We start from the raw sequence: 19,282 nt of genomic DNA on the forward strand, positions 1-19,282 counted from the left end.
TGCTAGATGCTAGAACAAGAAACTAAAAAACTAGAAACTAGCAACTAAAAACTAGAAACTAGAAACTAGAACTTAAATAAATAAAACACATTTTCAAATTATTATTGATCAACATGAATTTAAAACTCCATAAACCGCTTTGCGTTTTTGATCTTGAAACGACAGGAACGAATATCGGAAAAGACAGAATCGTAGAAATCTGCATTTTAAAAGTAAATCCGGACGCCTCCAGAGAGAGCAAAACATGGCGGGTAAATCCTGAAATGCCGATCCCAAAAGAATGCAGTGAAATCCACGGAATTTATGATGAGGATATAAAAGATGCTCCAACCTTCAGGGAAATTGCTCCCAAAATCATGGAAATGATTACCGGTACAGATCTTGGAGGGTTCAATTCCAACCGGTTTGATGTTCCGCTGCTGGCAGAAGAACTCCTAAGAGTCGGGATAGACTTTGATCTCAGCAAATTCAGACTGGTGGATGCCCAAACCATTTTTCATAAAAAGGAACCCCGGAATCTTGGTGCTGCTTACCAGTTTTACTGTGGAAAGACCCTGGAAAATGCACATTCTGCAGAAGCCGATGTTATGGCTACTTTTGAAGTACTGGATGCGCAAGTTGGAAAATATGAGGATATCCCAAATGAGATTGCACCACTAAGCGAGTTTACCTTTCATAATAAAAATGCTGACCTTGCCGGATTCATCGGGTTCAACGAAAAGATGGAAGAAGTATTCAACTTTGGAAAATATAAAGGGCAAGGAGTGAAAGCAGTATTCCAGAAAGATCTGGGCTACTTTGGATGGCTTCAGAATGCAGATTTCCCGTTATATACCAAAAAGGTATTTACCAAGATCCAATTATCAAGTAAATTTTAAAAAATGGCAGACCTTGTTCGTTTTAAATTTTATGAAACTGCCCTTGAAGCTAACAGGGACAAGCAGATATTGGCTGAAAACGGCATCAACAGTTTTATTGCGAATGAACAGCTGATCCAGTCAGACTGGCTTCTTTCACAAGCTGTAGGAGGCATTCAGCTTCAGGTTTTTGAAGACGACATAGAAAAAGCTAGCCAGATCCTGAAGGATTATAAAGAGAATGAACAATACTCTTTAGAAGTAGAGCACACGATTGCCAACCCTGAGTTTGATTTTGTATGCCCGAAATGCGGTTCCAATCATATTTACAGGGATGATAGTGCCACCAGTTTCTTTGGAATTTCATTTCTGACGAGCCATCAGTTCAAATGTTATTATTGTGGAAATGAATTCACTCATTAAAGCTTGATATGATTAAAAGGATTGGAAAAATTTTACTCATTATTGTTCTTGGCTTTTCCGTTTTCATTATAGGAAAGTTCTTTTTAGTATGGAACAGTGTTGAAGTTGATCACAATTTGAGTCAAAAATCTCTTTTCAAAATATTTGACACACAAAAACAGCAAACGCTTTGGGACAGGGGAGATATTAAATCCAATGATTTCAAAGTAAAAACAGAAACCGATGACCTAAGTCCGGAATATTACTGGTGTTCCATCCATAAAGATCCCATATTGACCGTAAGACTTTATGCCGGAGATGGTTTTAGTGGCGACGGTTATGAAATTACTATTTTACAGAACAGATATAAAATTTCACCGTATTCATATACAGATAATATCAAATCTTTTGATTTTCTGAATACGGGAGAATATTATAAGGTTCTGGATAGTAAACTTATTCTGAATAAGGAATCTTATCAAAGAGGAGACAGTATCTTCGGATATACCGAACTTAAAATTCAAAGAAGATATGGTCCGGAAAAATATATAGTAGAAGGAAAAGGATATTTTAAAGGTAAAGTAAATTAATTAAATTATGAAAATCATCTGCATAGGAAGAAACTACAGTGAGCATGCGAAAGAATTAGGAAACGAAATTCCTGAGAATCCTGTTATCTTTATGAAGCCGGATACAGCTGTTTTAAAAGGAAACGATTTTTACATTCCTGAATTTTCGAATGATATCCACTACGAGCTTGAAGTGGTTGTAAAAATATCAAAAGGAGGAAAATATATTCAGAAAGATATCGCGCACAAGCATTATGAGGAAATAGGTCTGGGAATAGATTTCACAGCGAGAGATCTTCAGAGTCAACTGAAGTCGAAAGGGCTTCCCTGGGAACTTGCAAAAGGTTTTGACGGTTCTGCTGTGGTCAGTTCTTTCTTCAAAAAAGAGAAGTTCAGTCTGGACCATCTTCAGTTTTCATTGCTTAAAAATAAAGAAAAGGTACAGGATGGTAATACGAAGGATATGATGTTTACTTTTGATGATATTATTGCCTTCGCCTCTCAGTATTTTACGTTACGAGTGGGAGACCTCATTTTTACAGGTACGCCAAAAGGAGTTGGCAAGGTTGAAGAAAATGATGTTCTTGAAGCGTATCTTGAAGAGGAAAAAATCCTTGATATCCGAATATTATAAGTATTTAACATAAAAGTTTAGCAAATTTTTCATATCTTTAGGTAACAAAATTAGAGGTTATGATAAATATTGTATTACCCGTAGATTTTGGGGACAAGACAGACCAACTGGTAGACGGTGCCATAAAATTTGCAAAACAGCTTAACGGGAGAATTTACCTGATCCATGTAGCACCATCAGATATTGGCTTTGCCATTGGTGATATGGGATTTCAATATTTTCCGGAAGTGGAAGCCAACGAAATCAGGGAAGAGCTGGTTCAGCTCAACAAAATTGAACAGAGAATCATCGCTCAGGATGTAGATTGTGAGCACCTTTTAAAACAGGGGCTGGCAAAAGATATTATCCTGGAATACGCTGCTGCAAAGAATGCCGATTATATTGTGATGGGATCACATGGCAGAAGCGGAATTTATGATGTATTCGTCGGAAGCTTAACAAAAGGGCTTACCAAAAGTTCTACAGTTCCTGTTTTGGTACTTCCAATTCATGACTAAACAAAAGAAATTTTAATCGTTAGTAATAAAAAAACCGATCAAATTATTTAATTTGATCGGTTTTTTACTATATAACCAATTAATTAACCTTCTTTTTTGTAGATATTCGGATCGTAGTAAGGGTGCTTACCTTCCGTTGGAGAATAATAGTCTTTGTCTTTATCGCCGCCTAGTGTCACCACCAGTACATAGCACCAGTATGTAAACAGTACACAACAAACGATAAATAAGATCCAGTTTAAAACATTTCCGAAAGCATCAAAAAAACCAAAAGTCCATTTGAAAACTTTACTTAAGAATAGAAAGAAAGACGTCATTATTTTCCTTTTTTAAATTAACTTTGTACAAATTTATAAAAAATGTTTAAATTACTTTCAAAAGAAAGCAATATTTTTTCAATTCCTGTTTACATTGGTTTTCTTCTTTTAGTAGTCATAATATTTAACATACTGAATTTCAATACATATGAAGCAATTATTGCCGGAATTACTTTTCTGGGAATTGCTTTGGGATATTTCTGTTTTCACAGTATAGCCCTTAATTATCAGACCCATCTGCCTCTCTTTTTATATACGATTTTTGTTTTTGGGCTTTATCCAGGAAATCTGGATATAGGAATTGCGGTGTCCCTGCTTACCAACTCTTTCCTGCTTCTGCTTCTGACCAGTGCAGATGAAGATATCAGAAAGAAGTCGTATGTACTGGTAGGATCAATTGTAGCATTGAACTTTATTTTTCTTCCCACCACGTGGCCCATGGCTGTTTTTGTGATTATCCATGTGATTGCTACTTCGGCTAAGATAGGTTTAAATATTTTCAGGTTCCTTCTGGGAACAGTCTTGATTGCATTGAGCTATTTTTCCGTGATGTATTTCGTGCAGTTTACCTCGTGGAACATTGATTATTTTCCGTTTGGAAAAATGAAACCTGTGACAGATTATACTGAGCTTTTACCGCTGATTCCAGTAATTCTTATGCTGATATATGCGGTATATGACCATTTTAAAAACTATAATAAAAAAAGTCCGATAAGCAGGTACAAATATACGTTCCTCCTTGTTTTTTCGGTGGCCCAGCTTGTTTCGATCATCCTGTATATGAATAAAAGCTATGAATACCTACTGCTTCTGGCGTTCCCTTCAAGCATCATCCTGAGCAGAATGATCCGATTTTTACCAAAATACTGGATGCAGGAGGCCGGTTTATGGCTAATTATTTTCAGCCTGATAACCTTTAAGGCAGGTACAGTTTTTGATTTATTTTAAAAAATTATGATTCAGATAGACGATAAATTGATTTCTGAGGAAATTTTTTCCGAAGAATTTGTTTGCAACCTTACAAAATGTAAGGGCGCATGTTGTGTGGAAGGTGATGTAGGAGCTCCGTTGGACAAGAACGAGCTCGAAATCTTGGACGGTATTTTTGACAAAATAAAGCCTTACCTAACCCAGGAAGGCATTAAAGCCCTAGAAGAGCAGGGAACATGGACTACTGATCCACACGACGGAATGTACGTTACTCCTATGGTGGAGGACCGTGAATGTGCTTATGTGACATTCGATGAGAAAGGAATTACAAAGTGTGGTATTGAAAAAGCCTATGAAGACGGAGCCGTAGACTGGCAGAAACCTATTTCCTGCCACCTCTATCCTATCCGGATTACAGAATACTCGGCATTTACCGCTTTGAACTATCATGAGTGGAATGTATGCAGTGATGCCTGTACGCTTGGGAAAGAACTTCAGGTCCCTGTCTACAAATTCCTGAAAACACCATTGATCAGAAAGTACGGTGAAGAATTCTATTCTGTTCTCAGCGGAGCCGCTGATGAATGGAAAAAAGAATATGGTTCGTAACCGCCCCGAGCCTTGAACTTTAATACATAAACCGCAGACTATTTATCTGCGGTTTTTTGTTTTATCCATAATGGATTTTGGGTGAGGGATCAAGTACAAAAGTTGTGAGGAGAAACTGAGTGTTTTTCTATTTATACTTTTGCCTTGAAATCGAAGATTCGACGGAGTCAAACAAAAGTATACAAAAATTCAAGACTGGAATCATCCGCTAAAAATTGACCTTGCCTCCTAAAATTTCCAAACTCGCATGGATTCAACATTGGTTCTTCGACTCAATAGAATGGCCATGCTCAGACACTGGAAATTTCTTAACGGATTCAAGGTCAATTTTGCCTCTGATTTTTATTTTTTATTTGAATCGGCGAACCTTAGAAGGTTTATTAACGCTCCTGATTTCTAGGTCGGTTAAAGGTTTACTTACAACTATTTCCCATGGCTCTGCTACAAAGTTCCCTTAAAGTTTATGCTCAAAAATCTGTGAAAATCAGTATTATCTGTGGTTAATTATTTTTACTTATACGCTACAATCGAAAATCATCTCCCTTCAGTCGGTGAATACTATTTTTACAGAGTCAAACAGTGATGGGTATACCATCCCAATAGTATTTTTCCTATTCACATTAACTCAACTTTTTGCCTGGTGGCCCAAAACTTTTGTACCTGATCCGGCGAAAGACTGTCTACCTTTATAACTGTGTGAAGAAGTCTTTTTTATTCGTCTTCCGGTACCGTTTCCAACGCATTTCCCAGTATGCATATTGGCTGTCGTATATAAAAAAAAGCCGGAATACCCGGCTTTTATAATGTAAAAAGAATTTTATTTGAAATCTTCATCTGTAACTCCAGAGTTGATGACAACTTTTGTGGTTTTGATATTCACCTTCTGTCCGGATCCTTCTGCTTCCACTTCTGCAGGGAATTTCAATCCGTCTGCGGTCATATAGCTTTTAACAGTTACATTACCTTCTGCCGCATTGGTTTTATATAAAAGCCCTGTTGCCGCATCAAAGTAAAACTTACCTTTATCTGAAGACAGTACATTGTAGTCTTTGCCATCGAGTTTCTCTGTAGTTACCTCTTTAAAATTAGCCACATCAAAAGCAAGGGCATCTACCGGTCTTCCTTTTTTAAGATCAGCAATCTTATCTGCAGGAATATCAGTTTTGTTTCCCATCTGGTCAAAATAGCCTTTTTCACCATCAAAAAGCTGAACCATCTGCTGGCCCATCAAAGATTGTACAGACTTGAATTTGTTTCCTAATTTCTTAGTCGTCATCGTAATTTCCATTCCCTGTACGCTCAGTGTATTTTCAGTAATCGTAGACTTTACAGCTTCCAATTTATCTTTTCCTCCCAGGGCTTTGAAATAATTATCAATAACCTCTTTAGGTGTTAATTTCGATTTTACTGCTTCAGTCTTTACAGAGGCAGCTTCTTTTTTCTGAGCTGTAGCCGGAACGGAAAAAAGCACGGCACAGAAAAACGGAATGATGATCTTTTTCATATACTATAATAAGTTTTTAGAAGGTAAATATATGAATATTGACGGACATACATCAGGATAATCAATAAATCAGGGTAAGAGACATTCCAATGGAAACTTATTTGATTTAAAGACAACGATCATCTTTACATAAGGAATTACCTCCATTGTTCTTCCAGGAAATAAGAAGGCCGAATAATGCTCTTGAAGTCATACTGAATGAAAAACTATCTGTCTGCATATATGATAAAAAAACCGCCAGATCTGGCGGTTTTCAAATATTTATATCGTAATATAATTACTTTTTAAGTTCTTCTAAAAATTCGTCGTGAGAAATTTTAGTTTCTTTTTTGCTTGCTTTTTCAAGAATTACATCTTTCAGTTTAGCCATAGCTACTTCAGAAGAGATTTGTCTTACTTGCTCCTGATCTTTCAGCATTTCAACAGCATATTTCTGGATCTCCTCATCTCCAAGGTGGTGGATTCCGTAGATTGCCAACTGGTTTTTCACCAATTGCTCAGCCTGTGCCAATACATCAGCATAATCAAGGTTGATTTCGTTATCAGTCATCAGTTTACCTTCGATGATCTGGTATCTCAACTGGCTTTTTTCAGCTTCAAGAATTTCTTTAGCCTGATCATCAGACTGGATATTCTGGTTAGAGAATAATAACCACTTCACAAGGAATGATTCAGGAAGTTTTACTTCTTCTTTCTCATTAACCTGCTCCAATACCTTATTCACAAAGTGAACATCAGCATTCTGCTGGAAATACTCATCCAATTCAGTTTTTACTTTTTCTTTAAGCTCATCTTCAGACTTGATGTTTCCTTCACCATATACTTTATCAAATAACTCCTGATTAAGCTCAGCAAGATCTAATGAATAAAAGTCTTTTACTTTTACTTCTACTTCATTGTGGTGAAGATGTTCTACCTCCTCTTTGCTGAAACCTAATTCTTTAGCTAATTCTTCATCTCCTGCAAGTGTTTCTTTAGTCACTTTTACAGATCCGTCCATTTTCAAAGCTTTTACCAATTTGAAAGCTTCTTTGTTTTCAGCGGTAATGGTAACATTCTTCGGATGGTGGTGGTGCTCTCCTTCAGCATCTTCTTCCACAACCTGAGAAACTTCTAAAGCAATGTAAGAATCTTTAGTGATTTTATCTTGAGGAACCTGCTCAGCAAAACGCTTCTGCATGTTTTCAATACTCTTGCTGATTTCTTTTTCAGAAGCTTCTACTTTGTAGTGAGGAGCTTCATATTTAGCTAAATCTATAGTGAATGCAGGCTCATATCCTACTTCGAAAGCAACTTCCAGCTGATCCGCATTGTAGTCGAATTCGTTTACTGGCTGAGGAATAGGCTGACCAACTAATCTTAATTTGTTTTCATTAACATAGTTGTTCAAAGCATCAGAAACTTGTTTGTTGATCTCTTCAAATGCAATACCTGCTTCATATTGTTTTTTAACCATACTCAAAGGCACTTTCCCTTTTCTGAAACCAGGAACTTGCGCATTTTTAGCATAATTAATCAACTGCTTCTCTACTTTTTCTTTGTAGTCAGATTTTTCCAATGTCACTGTAAGCAATGCACTTACATCATCATGGTTTTGTGCGGTAACCTTCATTATTGATTAAAATTTTAGGTTGCAAAAATATGAATTTTTTATGAAAATCACCCATTTAAAATTAACTTATACAGCCAAATATTGTTAAATAAAAAAACCACTGAAAAATCAGTGGCTTCCCAAATTATTATATGACAAGATTGAAATACTCTTTTCAGAGTGTTTCGTATTAATGAAAATCAATAAGGATATCTACATCACTTTCTCCACCTATGGTGCTTCCCAACTGGTTATCAGGTGATGGAGTATTATCATCTACGGCAGTAGGTCCGTGAACAAGAACAATATTAGCCTTACCAGCAGCCGAAGCAGATACAGTCCACTCTGTTTTTAGACCCAGTTTTTTACCGTCTGTTCTTACAATATCATCGGCAGCTCTTTTTACTTTGATATCAGCTCCTGTAAATTTGTAGGTGATAAAGTGCATATCTTTTTCTTCCACGATCTCATCAGAGCTGTGATAATGATCATCATGCTTGATCTGGAAATCCAGGTTGACCAAATAGGTCTGTCCTTGGTTCAGGTGAAGGTGTTCCGCAGCGACTCCGCCTATGACATTTGCGGTCTGCTTTTCTCCCGTCGCTTTATTGGTGACAGTCACTACTACCTTTCCTATTTCCTCGTGCTCATGGATATCTTCCGGAATATCATTATTTCCGTCACGACAAGAGAATAATAAGATAGCAGCGAATAATAAAAGCGATATGTTGAATAATTTTTTCATTTTAATTTAATTTTAAATATTAATTGTTAGAAGTTGTATTTAAGAGTAACCACGACATTTCGTCCGGTCTCAGGCATATAATATCTCAGTCTGTTAAGATATTCCCTGTACTCTCTGTTAAAAATATTGTTGATTCTGAAATTCAGATTCAGGTTTTTACATAGGTCTGCCCCTACTGAAGCATGAAATATGGAATAGGCTGCCGGAGTCGAGCTATAATCTATAATCCGGGTTACCAATTCCTGATTATCAATAAACTGTACCTGCTGATCGGTTATCGGAAAACGGTTTTGTTTGAATACATTTTCATTTTCCAGTCTGATATAAAAATTGGAAGGTTTGTTCAGCTTCAGTTCCAGTGAATTTCTAAGGTTCATTGGCATCATCAGGATCAATGGTTCATTTTTGGTAAGATCATCTCCTCTTAACGCGCTAAAGCTGGTATTCCACTTTAAGTTATCCAGGATATTCAGTTGTGCATCGGCATCAATTCCGTAGATTCTTGCCTTGATCTGCTGGTATTCCCAGACGGCAAAGCTACCTCTATTGGTATCGAGAATACCTACGGGAATCTGATTGATAAAACTGTCTGAGAACATCATATAGGGGTTGGCTTCCACCTGCAGGCCCTTCAAAACATCGAAATGCCCTGTGAGTGACAGATTAGCATTATAGACCACTTCTTTATTGATCTTTAAGCTTCCTTTCTCAATGATGGCTGCAGAGTGGTGAAGCCCATCCGCAAACAATTCTGCGGGGTTGGGAGTTCTGCTCATTCGTGAGAAATTGAATTTGATATCAAAATCTTTAGCAGGTTTATAATTCAGGCCGATATTGGCAGAAAAATTATGATAATCAATTACGGGACGGGTTAAGACTCTGCTTCCGTTTTTCTGTACAAAGAACTGTGGAAAAACATCGGCATAATTGTCATCCCATTCTTTAGCATCATAATATTTATAAGCATCATATCTGCTGAAATCATATCTCACTCCTGCCTCGGCATTCAGTTTTGGTGTAAACCTATATTTGAATACGGAAAAAGCTCCTGCATCATATCTGTAATAATCAGGGATCAAACGCCTCGCTTTAGTGCCGGGATTGGGATAATTATCCTGAAAGCCTCCTGAAATACCACTTTCCAGACTCCAATTTGCCCGTTCTATAAGATGGGTAAGGCTTGCGGAGTGGGTAATCAGCCTGAGGTCCATAGAAGGAGTATCTTTAAGATCTCCTTTTCGGACATCATATTCTTTACGTCTGTTCAGCTGAAAGCTATACTGGAATGTAATTTTTCCAAAGTCGGCAAAACGTTTATAAGCAGAAAGCTTTACAATGTGGTGTTCCACATTCTGCTTTGGATAACCGATATTATAGCTGAAATCATCCAGATAATAAGGCTGTCCCAGTGTCATTGCATTGTAGATATCACGAGCATTACCAAGGTGTGCTCCCCTGTAAATCCCGAAATCCTGATTGATTCCGTTGTAGGTAACATCAAATCCCTGCATAAAGCTGTGATTTCCAAAGGAAAAATTAAAAGAATTTATTTCTGCTCCGGTATTCTGAAGGGTGTGGTGCGGAATATAAAGGTCTCCCAGTTTTCTATAGCTTCCACCAGCTTTTACAAACCATTGATTCTCCCATGATTTCAGCACGTTAGCTGAAATCTCACCGCCTCTGCCATTAGAGATTCCGGACAGCTTCACATTTCCCATTATCGTATCTTTCTTCGGAGCTACGGCAGGCTCCAGAAGAACGACTCCTGCGATTCCGTCATTCCCATATTTCAGGGCAGATGCTCCTTTGATGACATCAATATGTTCAAAATCGTTGACATCCACATTGGGAGCATGTTCTGCTCCCCATTCCTGCTCTGCCATCTTCACCCCATTATTCATAATGGAAATCCGGCTCCCATAAAGACCATGAATAACCGGTTTGGTGATATTATTTCCGGTCTTCAACACCGCTACCCCCGAAATCCTTGAAAGAATATTTCCGAGATTTTCTGTGGAATTCCTTTCAATTTCCGATTTATCCAGTGTTTTCATAATCATGGAACCTTTAGACTTATGACTTCCATGCAAAGTAATGGTTTCAATATCTCCGGTATGATGTTCCAGTGTAATGGTAATGTGAAGATCCTGATCAACTCCTATATTTTCAGTATAATCATTGCAATCAGGATGTTTGGCAATGAGTGTATACTTCCCTGCAGGGATTTTGTCAAAAGAGAACTTACCTTTTTTGTCGGTTTTCATTGCGAAACCACCGATCTTCACGACTGCATTTTCCAGCATTGTTTTGTCATGAAAATCCTGTACGGTTCCTTGTACGGTATACGTTTTTTGTGCACTCGTAAATACTGATCCGCAAAAGATCAGCAGCAGGCAATATATCAATTTCATTGTAAATAGAATGATTGCGCACCCTTTCAGGTACATTTTCGTTAAAATTTGTTGGAAGGGTTGGTTTAATTATAAAATGTACGTTGTACAACGTAAAAAGTAAAATGCCTTAACAAGAAGTCAGAAACAAGTAGTTTAACGGTATTAAATATCATTACAACTACCAGTTGTTTTCTAACAACGATAAAACTAAAAACTTTAAATTTTAAGCATTAAACATTGAACTTTAAAGTATTAAACTTTAAACCCTATAGAATCTATGAATTATGAAAGTGCGGGAGGTCCCCGAAGCTGAAAGGTGAATTTGGTCTGGGACCAGATTTTCTCCTGAATGGCGATGATTTGTTTTACCTCGTGCGTATAATGCTCAAAAGTAAAACTGAAATCTTCAGGAGCCAGTGTATGGCCGGTAGCCAAAAAATGACAGGCCAAACAGTCGCCGGCTTTCTCTTTATGGTTGGCTTGCGCCATCGTATTCTCTGTCTTTTTAAGATTAAAACCTTTAAAATAGTCTACAGAGTCATGATGGTGAAAGCTTTGAGAAAGCAGCGCGAGAAAATACACTCCAAACAAAAGCTTGGAGATAAAACTCTTTAAATTTCTGCTTTCTTTAAAAATCATTCTTCAAAAGTATGAAAATAATTTAACTGTTAGCTTAAACTTACATTAAATTACTGATGTTATTTTTGATGATAAGTGGATAAAAATTACAATATGTTACAAAAAATGCTTCATATTTTTTGGGTATGAAGCATTTTTAATTTAGTGTTAATCAAGCTGAGTCCCCAGGTATTCCCACTCCTGCAGCGCGGTATCCAGTTCTTCTTTAGCCTTATTGTATTTTTCGAGGGTTTCTTCTGAAGGATTTTCCTTTGCAAAAGAACCTTCCATTTCTTCTATTTTTGTTTCAAGCTCAGAGATTCTTTCCTCAACCTTTTTTATTTTATTCTGAATATTTTTCTGCTCCTTGCTTACTATACCGGAAGTGGGGCTAGCGCTAATGACAGGTTTCTCTTCGGCTTTTTTGGGTTCTACCTTTACTTCCTCCTGATGAAGCTTAGCTTTTTCTGCAGAAATTTCTCTGATGGTTTCTTTTTGTCTGTATTCAAGATATTCGTTGATATCACCCAGGAACTCTTTCATTTTCCCATCACGGAACTCATAGATTTTATCACAAAGTCCCTGAAGGAATTCCCTGTCGTGAGAGATTACAATCAAGGTCCCTTCAAAATTCTGTAAAGCCAGCTTAATAATCTCCTTAGACTGAATATCCAGGTGATTGGTAGGCTCATCCATGATCAGTGTATTGAAAGGGCGAAGGAGCAGTTTACATAGTGCCAGACGGTTTCTTTCACCTCCGGAAAGTACTTTTGTTTTCTTGGTAACGGCATCACCCTGGAACAGAAATGATCCTAAAAGATCTCTCACTCTAGGTCTTGTTTCTTCTGTTGCAGCATCCTCCGCTTCTTCCAGAACAGTTTTGTTTGGCGTTAAAACCTCTTCCTGATTCTGTGCAAAATAACCAATGTTTACATTATGTCCCAGGTTCCAGGTTCCTGAATAATCTTTAATATCACCTGCCAGAATTTTGGCTAAAGTTGTTTTCCCTTGTCCATTCTGTCCCAGAAGGGCAATTCTGTCTCCTCTCTGCACGATGAAGTCCACATCATCAAAGATTTGTTTATTTCCATACGCTTTTCCTAAATGTTCCGCTTCAAAAATTACTTTTCCGGGAACCATAGACTGTACGAAACGGATATTGAATTTTGAAACGTCTTCATTATCCACTTCTATCCTTTCTATCTTATCCAGCTTTTTGATCAGTGACTGGGCGAAGGATGCTTTGGTAGCACTTGCCCGGAACTTATTAATATTATCTTCCATCTGCTTGATCTCCGCGTCCTGATTCTTTTTGGCCTGAATCAGTTTTTCACGTCGATCTTCTCTCATCACAAGATATTTGGTATAGTTGGCTTTATAGTCATCAACTTTCTTATTGTTGATATCAAAAGTCCTGTTACAAACTGCAGTCATAAACTGCTTATCGTGGCTTACCAGAACAATGGCACCGGGATAGTCTTTCAGGAAGTTTTCAAGCCAGATAATGGATTCCATATCGAGGTGGTTAGTAGGCTCATCGAGAAGCATAATATCATTCTTCTGCAGAAGTAATTTTGCCAGTTCGATTCTCATTCTCCATCCTCCGGAAAACTCGTCGGTGATTTTCTGGAAATCATCAGCTTTAAATCCGAGACCAAACAATACTTTCTCCATATCACCTTCAAGATTATAGGCGTCATGGTTCATCAAAAGATCATTCAGTTCTGTCATTTTATTGATCAGATCTGTATAGGAATCACTTTCATAATCTGTTCTGACCGTCATTTGGTGGTTTACCTCTTCCAGCTCATTTTTCCATGCATTGATCTGCTCAAAAGCCTGCATCGTCTCATTCCATACCGTTCTTCCCTTTACAAAATCGAGGTCCTGCTTCAGGAAACCGATGGTAACGCTTCCTTCTGTGATGACCTCCCCTTCGTAGAAATTAATTTCACCCGACAGCATTTTTAATAAAGTAGATTTTCCCGCACCATTTTTTCCTACGAGACCTACTTTATCATCCTTTTTGATGGTGAAATTGACATTTTGGAATAAATAATTTCCCGAATGATGTAATCCTAAACTTTGAACCGAAAGCATTGTAATTGATAATTAGTAATGAATAATGAATTTTCGGGTGCAAAAATACGGAAAAAGAAATGAATAGCCCAGAAATAAAAAAGTGAGTGAAAAAGACCTTCTTTTTTTCACGGTCCTATAAAAGGCTATGTTAAAGTGTATCCTTATGAAAGACTTTGTAATGTATACGGATGGATCAAACGGATTAAGTACAAAGTGGGGAGAGAAACAGATATTTTTTCTATTCACATTAACTTTTTGCCTAGCCCCACCTTCAGAGCCTAATCCATAAAAACATTCACGATCGACCCAGCCAGGAAAAAGGGACACCTGTAAAGATGCCCCAAACCTAAATTTAAAATTGAGAAGTACTGTTATTGATTTCGTTTATTTTTACAGGTGCCGTTCTTACAATGTAACGGGTCCAGATATCGTTATTGGGAACATTGGTCCCATAGAGAAAGTCTGCAATAAAGCTGTCTTCGGGCAGATGAAGCTCTACGGAAAGCCTGGTATGGGTATTCTGATCTACTGAAGTGCTGCTGGATACATTCAGCCCGTTATTGATAAGCTCTACATTGATTTCATAATCTGTTCTTTCTAAAAAACGGGTACTGTACAAACCGAAATTACCGGAAATATGGATGTAATCTTTTAGTTCTTCGTAAGGGTATATCGGCTTTCGTGCTGTAGAAAGATCTTTTACATACCCCTGAAGTTCCCTGTAAATTTTTTTGATCACAGGATGCCTACACTCATCAGTTTCAAAATAGATGTTGTTCTCAGTACTGAAAACCGGATGTATGAAATTGGTTTCTTCAAGCATTAATTTTCCATATACTTTTGAAAGATCTGTATAAATCTTATCCCGACAGAGATAAGCCTGCGAAATGCGGTCTACTGTTTCCACCCTGTAATCTGAAAGCAAAGCATCCCAGATCTTATTTCCTTCTGCATCTGTTTTTGAATTTCTCAGATCAGAAACATAAGTCCTGAGTTCATCAGGATTTACAAAATCTGTAGAAATATATACCGATTGAGGCCCTTCCAGATATCCGCCTCCCACGTCAGCATGAGCCCCTGGAACAAAGATTTCTTTCCATACAGAATATTGATTTTTATATTCCTGATCCTCCCTCGTTTTTGAATGTTCAAAAAAACCTGTCAGCGGGAAAAAGAACCTTGATTCATTCACCGCACAAATATGAAGGGCATTTTCCACCTGATGAGGGAGGTTAAGATCATAAGTATTGAATGGCTTTGATTCTACGCTATCGAAAGCGCCTAAAAATCTGATCTTACAGTTTTCCGGAGAATACCTTGCCAAAAGCTGATGACAGAAGGTTCTTGCCAGCATAGCTCCTCTTCCGAATCCGTACAGGTAAAAATGATATTCCAGGTCTCCATTGCTGATGACCTTTCGGATAAAGTCCTCTGCTTTCTCCAGCTTATCATCCGAAGAATAGCCATTACTATAGGGAGCATTGGCACACGTAGCCATTGCAAAATTACTATCTTCCTTTCCTGTAACGGTCCCTATTCCCTCTATATATATTTTTTCAGTTCCATTGAAGAGACGGTAAAGTTTATAGATATTGGTGAAGGCACCATAGTAGCTTTCGTTATTATTCAATGGTTTATCGGTTGAGAAAACATTGACGCCATTATTTCCGGTTCCGTCAAAAAAAATCCCAACGGAAATTACACTGCTACCACTCATGCTTTTATTTCTTTTGTATTATCTGTGTTTTATTTTCATATAAAATCCCTGAAAGAGACATTTCAAAATAACAGAAGAAAAGATCATTACGCTAGAGTAAAAAGTACCAAATAAAAAATTCCGTATTTCTACGGAATCACTTATATTTTTTCAAGGGAGTAAATATGGTTTACAATAGCATAAATAACAATGCCCACCGTATTTTTGGCGCCAATTTTTTCAAGAATACGCTGCCTGTGGCTTTCTACCGTTCTGGGGCTTATAAAGAGCTTCTCCCCTATTTCATTATTGGTAAACTCCTGGCAGATAAGCTTTACGACATCTTTTTCTCGTTCAGACAGTTCATCTTCCGTCTCAAAAAGGGAGTTTTTCTTGGCGGAGCTGTTCATGTAGGTAAATAGCATCTGGTGATCTTCTGCAGTAAAGTACACTCCATTTTTATCCACCATTGTGATTGCCTCAATGAAGGTTTTCTTATTGGAATTCTTGGGAAGAAATGCAGAGACTCCAAGCTTGACCATGTATCCGAGAATAGAGGTTTTATAGTGTGATGAAAGGATGATAATTTTTAGATCAGGATATTTCTCTTTGAGAATTTCTACCAGCTCAAAGCCGTTCATGGGTTTCATCTGAACATCTACCAGGGCGATATCGGGAAACTCTTCTCCGGAAAGAAGAGCCAGACTCTCTATAAAGTCGGGACCGCTATCTCCGGTAAGAGAAACGGAAATATTCTTCTCATTGGACAGCAGCATTTTTACCCCTTCCAGGATCAGCTGTTCATCATCAATCAGGGCTATTTTTATTTGGGAACTCATGATTTTTTGGAATTTTTATAATTAAACGACTTCCTTTTTTTAAAAAAGTTTTTTTCCATTTGTGCAAGGCATTCATTGATTTGATCCGGGATTCTATGTTTTTAATGCCCATTCCTTTTTTTACCTCTTCGTACTCAAAGCCCTGTCCGTTATCTGAGATCACTACAGTCATGTTCTGAGCATAATCTTTGATATATATCCATACCTCAGTTGCTGATGAATGCCTGATGACATTGGTGGTAAATTCCTGGATAATCCTGTACAACTGTACTTCTACAAAGAGGTCCTTCTTTTCATATCCCGGCATTACCTGCAGGGAGATATTAATTTTATGGGAAAGATTAGCAATCAGTTCTTCCACATACAGCACCATCCCTACCGATTCCAGATTAACGGGATATAGTGAGTGAGAAATACTTCTGGCTGCATCAATCAGGGAAGACATCTGCCCGTAGATATTTTTTTTGATCAGCTCATCTCCCTGGGTATCGAGGTTATTGAGCCACAGGGAAAGAATATTGAGCCGGTTTCCGATATCATCATGGATCATCACTGCAATTCTCTTTCTTTCTTCTTCCTGGGCTTTGATGTTTTCCAATACCAGTTTTTTCTGATGAAGAACTTCCGCCTGATGCCGTACATTTTTTTCCTTGATAATCCTGGTTATAAAGGCTCTGTAGGCCAACATAATAAAAGAGACTATAATTGCTATGGTAACAATTATAAGAATCAGCAGGTTGATATTTAAGGTTACTTCTTTAATCTGATGAATATATATAAGAGTGAACAGTACAAAATACTTGAAAGAATATTATTGGCACTGAGAATAAGATAGTAATCGTTTTCTGACAGGTTGGCAATCTGATGCTGGATGATGAAAATAAATACAGAAACCGAGTAGTAGAAAAAAATACTGGCATCTGCCAAAAGAAACCGGTTTTGAAAGGATGTATTTTTTATCTCATGAATCAGGGTAAGTCCTGAAAGACAGATGATGATAATATTGGATATTACCTTTGCAATATCGGCATTGGCAGGATCGTTAAAGCCATACTTCGAAACCATAAATCCTACAGCCAACGCTGCTGATACGATAAGAAAATATTGAGGAAGATTCAGTCTCCTAATCATTAATCCTGTTAACAGAAAAAACTCCCCGGCAATATAAAAGGGATAGAGAAAAGAGGTATCATTCAGTCTAAAAACATAGGGCAGAACAAAATTCAGCAGTTCAATAAAAAAAAGAAAAGCGATATAATAAAAATACGGCTTTTCTTTATTATTGAGTATACGATACCGTGCTGCTCCCAGAAACAATACAGATAGAAGCAGTCCATAGTTCAGGAATAAAATTGCCTTATACAGATCAGCCATTCCTATTTATACGATATTTTGATAATTAAAATTCAACTTCCGGTAAACGGCAAATAGGCGGGCATGGTTTTGCCCAGTCGTAGGTATTGGCCTCAGTAAAGGCACTGGTTCCTGTATTTTTCAGATTTTCAAGGAATGAAATAAAAACAAGAGTAACCAGCATTCTTCCATAGACTTCATTGTATTTGAGTCCGAAGGAGCATACGATTCTTTTCAATCCGGCATTGGAAAGGCAGAGGTCTGCTGTAGGAACGTAGAACTTTGTAAAAATCCGGGTTCCTTTATAATCTTTGCACTCCATATTGAACCAATCCATTCCTTCATTCCTCCATTTTTCAATGGCATCTATCGCCTTATCCTGCTCAAGAACCGGTTTATTGGAAATCGGGAAAGACATATCTGCGGTTTTATCAATATTTTGGAGGTCTTTGGAAAGCAATGCATTTTTTACAACGGTATACTGCTGTATTTCCTGCAGCTTCAGGTCTTCCTGAAGTGGGCAAAGCAAGCTGCAAGGATATTGATCCATATTTTTTCTCACGCCTCTCTCATCCATAGGATAAAGAATGATGATTACCTGATCTTTGTAAACGCCCATGGCAGCACAGAATTCCTCATATCCGCTATTTTCTTTCATCCAGGTAAGATGTTCTCTGCCGATTTCGAAAATATAGTTGGTAGGAATGATTCTTTTCAATTCATTAAAATTGGAAAGATGGAGACTCCACTGTTCCGTGGCCGCCTTGCATTCTTCTTTGGGCAGCATAAAATCTTCGCTATTTAATCTTGTCATAATCATGGCTTTTTTAGTCGTATAAAAATATACAAACTGCGCATGTTATGCAAGTAAGAATTTTAATAATTTCTCACTGTTATATGATAACAGCTCTGTTGTTTTTCCTTTATATAGAAAATTCTACCAGCATTTGCGTAGTATTTTAGTACTTTTTCCAGAGCCACCTCCATCTTGGGATTGTATTTAAGAACATCGTTGAATCGGATGTACGAGATATCGAAAGAATTTCCATAATTATGGGAGCTTATTCCCAGCGAGGCATTGGAATTCACTCTTCGAAGTCTGCACTGGTCCTCTAGGGTTCTGGTGATTGATGATACTGTAAAAGTACCGCCCTTGGTGTCTTTACTGAATTTGGAGGCAATTTTCTCGAGGGTTGTCTTCGCCTTGGAAACCATATAAGGTCTGCTGTAACTCAGTTTCTGGACCTTATAGCCCTTTCCTGTTTTTTTTATTTTATGAAATTTACCATTGTTGATATACTTCTGTACTGTTTTTGAATCTTTGAGCAGATGGACGCTGAAGCTTTTGGAGGCGTCAAGATGCGGTTTGTAAAGAGCAGTGGGCTCCACCTTCAAAACGGAGGAAAGATCATAACAGGGAAAAGATTTTTTTGCCGCCTGCGAATGATGTAAACTGTAAATAAAAGGTACGAAGACCACACAAAGAAACTTTTTCATTAACCGTTCATTTAAAATTACCAACGAAAAATAAAACATTTATGTTGTGTCTTCCAATTCTGTCGATAATATTACAATGGGAAATTCCAAACAAACATCAAACCAAATTGTAGAATTTGTAATTTTCGCACGTTTATTTTCAAAATATT

At 37.5% G+C, this 19,282-nt stretch carries 20 protein-coding genes; 7 read left to right on the forward strand and 13 right to left on the reverse strand.

All coding sequences use genetic code 11. The annotated features are described in order from the left end of the window. The first annotated feature begins 113 nt into the window (after nucleotides 1-113). The 5 genes from DRF67_RS04275 to DRF67_RS04295 are packed head-to-tail and all read left to right on the forward strand — an operon-like array spanning nucleotide 114 to nucleotide 2,959. A complete protein-coding gene (locus DRF67_RS04275; RefSeq protein ID WP_115926970.1) occupies nucleotides 114-878 on the forward strand; it encodes a 3'-5' exonuclease in 765 nt (254 codons plus the stop codon). 3 nt (nucleotides 879-881) lie between these two features. After that, nucleotides 882-1,280, forward strand: a complete 399-nt coding sequence (locus tag DRF67_RS04280) for a putative signal transducing protein (RefSeq protein WP_115926972.1) — start codon at nucleotides 882-884, stop codon at nucleotides 1,278-1,280. An 8-nt stretch (nucleotides 1,281-1,288) separates the two neighbouring features. After that, nucleotides 1,289-1,849 carry a hypothetical protein gene (locus DRF67_RS04285; RefSeq protein WP_115926974.1) on the forward strand — a complete coding sequence of 187 codons (561 nt, stop codon included), beginning with the start codon at nucleotides 1,289-1,291 and terminating at the stop codon, nucleotides 1,847-1,849. Between the two features lie 7 nt (nucleotides 1,850-1,856). Beyond that, nucleotides 1,857-2,462 carry a fumarylacetoacetate hydrolase family protein gene (locus DRF67_RS04290; protein WP_115926976.1) on the forward strand — a complete coding sequence of 202 codons (606 nt, stop codon included), beginning with the start codon at nucleotides 1,857-1,859 and terminating at the stop codon, nucleotides 2,460-2,462. Between the two features lie 59 nt (nucleotides 2,463-2,521). Then, nucleotides 2,522-2,959, forward strand: coding sequence for a universal stress protein (locus DRF67_RS04295; RefSeq protein ID WP_115926978.1), 438 nt, complete (start codon nucleotides 2,522-2,524; stop codon nucleotides 2,957-2,959). Between the two features lie 83 nt (nucleotides 2,960-3,042). Here DRF67_RS04295 and DRF67_RS04300 read toward each other — a convergent pair whose 3' ends face one another. After that, nucleotides 3,043-3,276, reverse strand: a complete 234-nt coding sequence (locus DRF67_RS04300) for a DUF6341 family protein (RefSeq protein WP_047434770.1) — start codon at nucleotides 3,274-3,276, stop codon at nucleotides 3,043-3,045. A 42-nt stretch (nucleotides 3,277-3,318) separates the two neighbouring features. Between DRF67_RS04300 and DRF67_RS04305 the strand changes: the two genes are divergently transcribed. Further along, nucleotides 3,319-4,224, forward strand: coding sequence for a DUF6427 family protein (locus DRF67_RS04305; protein ID WP_115926980.1), 906 nt, complete (start codon nucleotides 3,319-3,321; stop codon nucleotides 4,222-4,224). 6 nt (nucleotides 4,225-4,230) lie between these two features. Beyond that, nucleotides 4,231-4,815, forward strand: coding sequence for a DUF3109 family protein (locus DRF67_RS04310; RefSeq protein ID WP_115926982.1), 585 nt, complete (start codon nucleotides 4,231-4,233; stop codon nucleotides 4,813-4,815). An 817-nt stretch (nucleotides 4,816-5,632) separates the two neighbouring features. On the opposite strand, the gene DRF67_RS04315 is transcribed toward DRF67_RS04310, so the two are convergent. From DRF67_RS04315 to DRF67_RS04370, 12 genes are all read right to left on the reverse strand, one after another. Next, nucleotides 5,633-6,319 carry a hypothetical protein gene (locus DRF67_RS04315; RefSeq protein ID WP_115926984.1) on the reverse strand — a complete coding sequence of 229 codons (687 nt, stop codon included), beginning with the start codon at nucleotides 6,317-6,319 and terminating at the stop codon, nucleotides 5,633-5,635. 277 nt (nucleotides 6,320-6,596) lie between these two features. Then, complete coding sequence (locus DRF67_RS04320; protein ID WP_115926986.1) at nucleotides 6,597-7,931, reverse strand: trigger factor; 1,335 nt, start codon at nucleotides 7,929-7,931, stop codon at nucleotides 6,597-6,599. Nucleotides 7,932-8,100: 169 nt separating this feature from the next. Beyond that, nucleotides 8,101-8,655, reverse strand: a complete 555-nt coding sequence (locus DRF67_RS04325; protein WP_115926988.1) for a hypothetical protein — start codon at nucleotides 8,653-8,655, stop codon at nucleotides 8,101-8,103. A 26-nt stretch (nucleotides 8,656-8,681) separates the two neighbouring features. Then, on the reverse strand, nucleotides 8,682-11,066 hold the full coding sequence (locus DRF67_RS04330) for a TonB-dependent receptor (RefSeq protein ID WP_185142049.1): 2,385 nt from the start codon (nucleotides 11,064-11,066) through the stop codon (nucleotides 8,682-8,684). 264 nt (nucleotides 11,067-11,330) lie between these two features. After that, a complete protein-coding gene (locus DRF67_RS04335; RefSeq protein ID WP_165851736.1) occupies nucleotides 11,331-11,687 on the reverse strand; it encodes a hypothetical protein in 357 nt (118 codons plus the stop codon). A gap of 147 nt (nucleotides 11,688-11,834) precedes the next feature. After that, the gene (locus DRF67_RS04340; RefSeq protein ID WP_115926990.1) at nucleotides 11,835-13,766 is read right to left on the reverse strand and encodes an ABC-F family ATP-binding cassette domain-containing protein; all 1,932 of its coding nucleotides are present in this window, start codon (nucleotides 13,764-13,766) and stop codon (nucleotides 11,835-11,837) included. Between the two features lie 334 nt (nucleotides 13,767-14,100). Then, nucleotides 14,101-15,465 (reverse strand): phospholipase effector Tle1 domain-containing protein, encoded by a 1,365-nt coding sequence (locus DRF67_RS04345; RefSeq protein WP_115926992.1) that lies wholly within the window; start codon nucleotides 15,463-15,465, stop codon nucleotides 14,101-14,103. A gap of 140 nt (nucleotides 15,466-15,605) precedes the next feature. Then, entirely contained in the window at nucleotides 15,606-16,283 is a 678-nt protein-coding gene (locus DRF67_RS04350) for a response regulator transcription factor (RefSeq protein WP_115926994.1), read from the reverse strand. Continuing rightward, nucleotides 16,252-16,971 (reverse strand): sensor histidine kinase, encoded by a 720-nt coding sequence (locus DRF67_RS04355; protein ID WP_228435730.1) that lies wholly within the window; start codon nucleotides 16,969-16,971, stop codon nucleotides 16,252-16,254. The genes DRF67_RS04350 and DRF67_RS04355 overlap by 32 nt, the downstream gene beginning before the upstream one ends. Before the next feature lie 62 nt (nucleotides 16,972-17,033). Continuing rightward, a complete protein-coding gene (locus tag DRF67_RS04360; RefSeq protein ID WP_115926996.1) occupies nucleotides 17,034-17,657 on the reverse strand; it encodes a hypothetical protein in 624 nt (207 codons plus the stop codon). Between the two features lie 25 nt (nucleotides 17,658-17,682). Continuing rightward, a complete protein-coding gene (locus DRF67_RS04365; RefSeq protein WP_228435731.1) occupies nucleotides 17,683-18,450 on the reverse strand; it encodes a hypothetical protein in 768 nt (255 codons plus the stop codon). A gap of 62 nt (nucleotides 18,451-18,512) precedes the next feature. Continuing rightward, nucleotides 18,513-19,133 (reverse strand): DUF5715 family protein, encoded by a 621-nt coding sequence (locus tag DRF67_RS04370; protein ID WP_115927000.1) that lies wholly within the window; start codon nucleotides 19,131-19,133, stop codon nucleotides 18,513-18,515. Between the last annotated feature and the right edge of the window lie 149 nt (nucleotides 19,134-19,282).

It is taken from the genome of Chryseobacterium pennipullorum, assembly GCF_003384725.1.
GTDB classification, from domain to species: domain Bacteria; phylum Bacteroidota; class Bacteroidia; order Flavobacteriales; family Weeksellaceae; genus Chryseobacterium; species Chryseobacterium pennipullorum.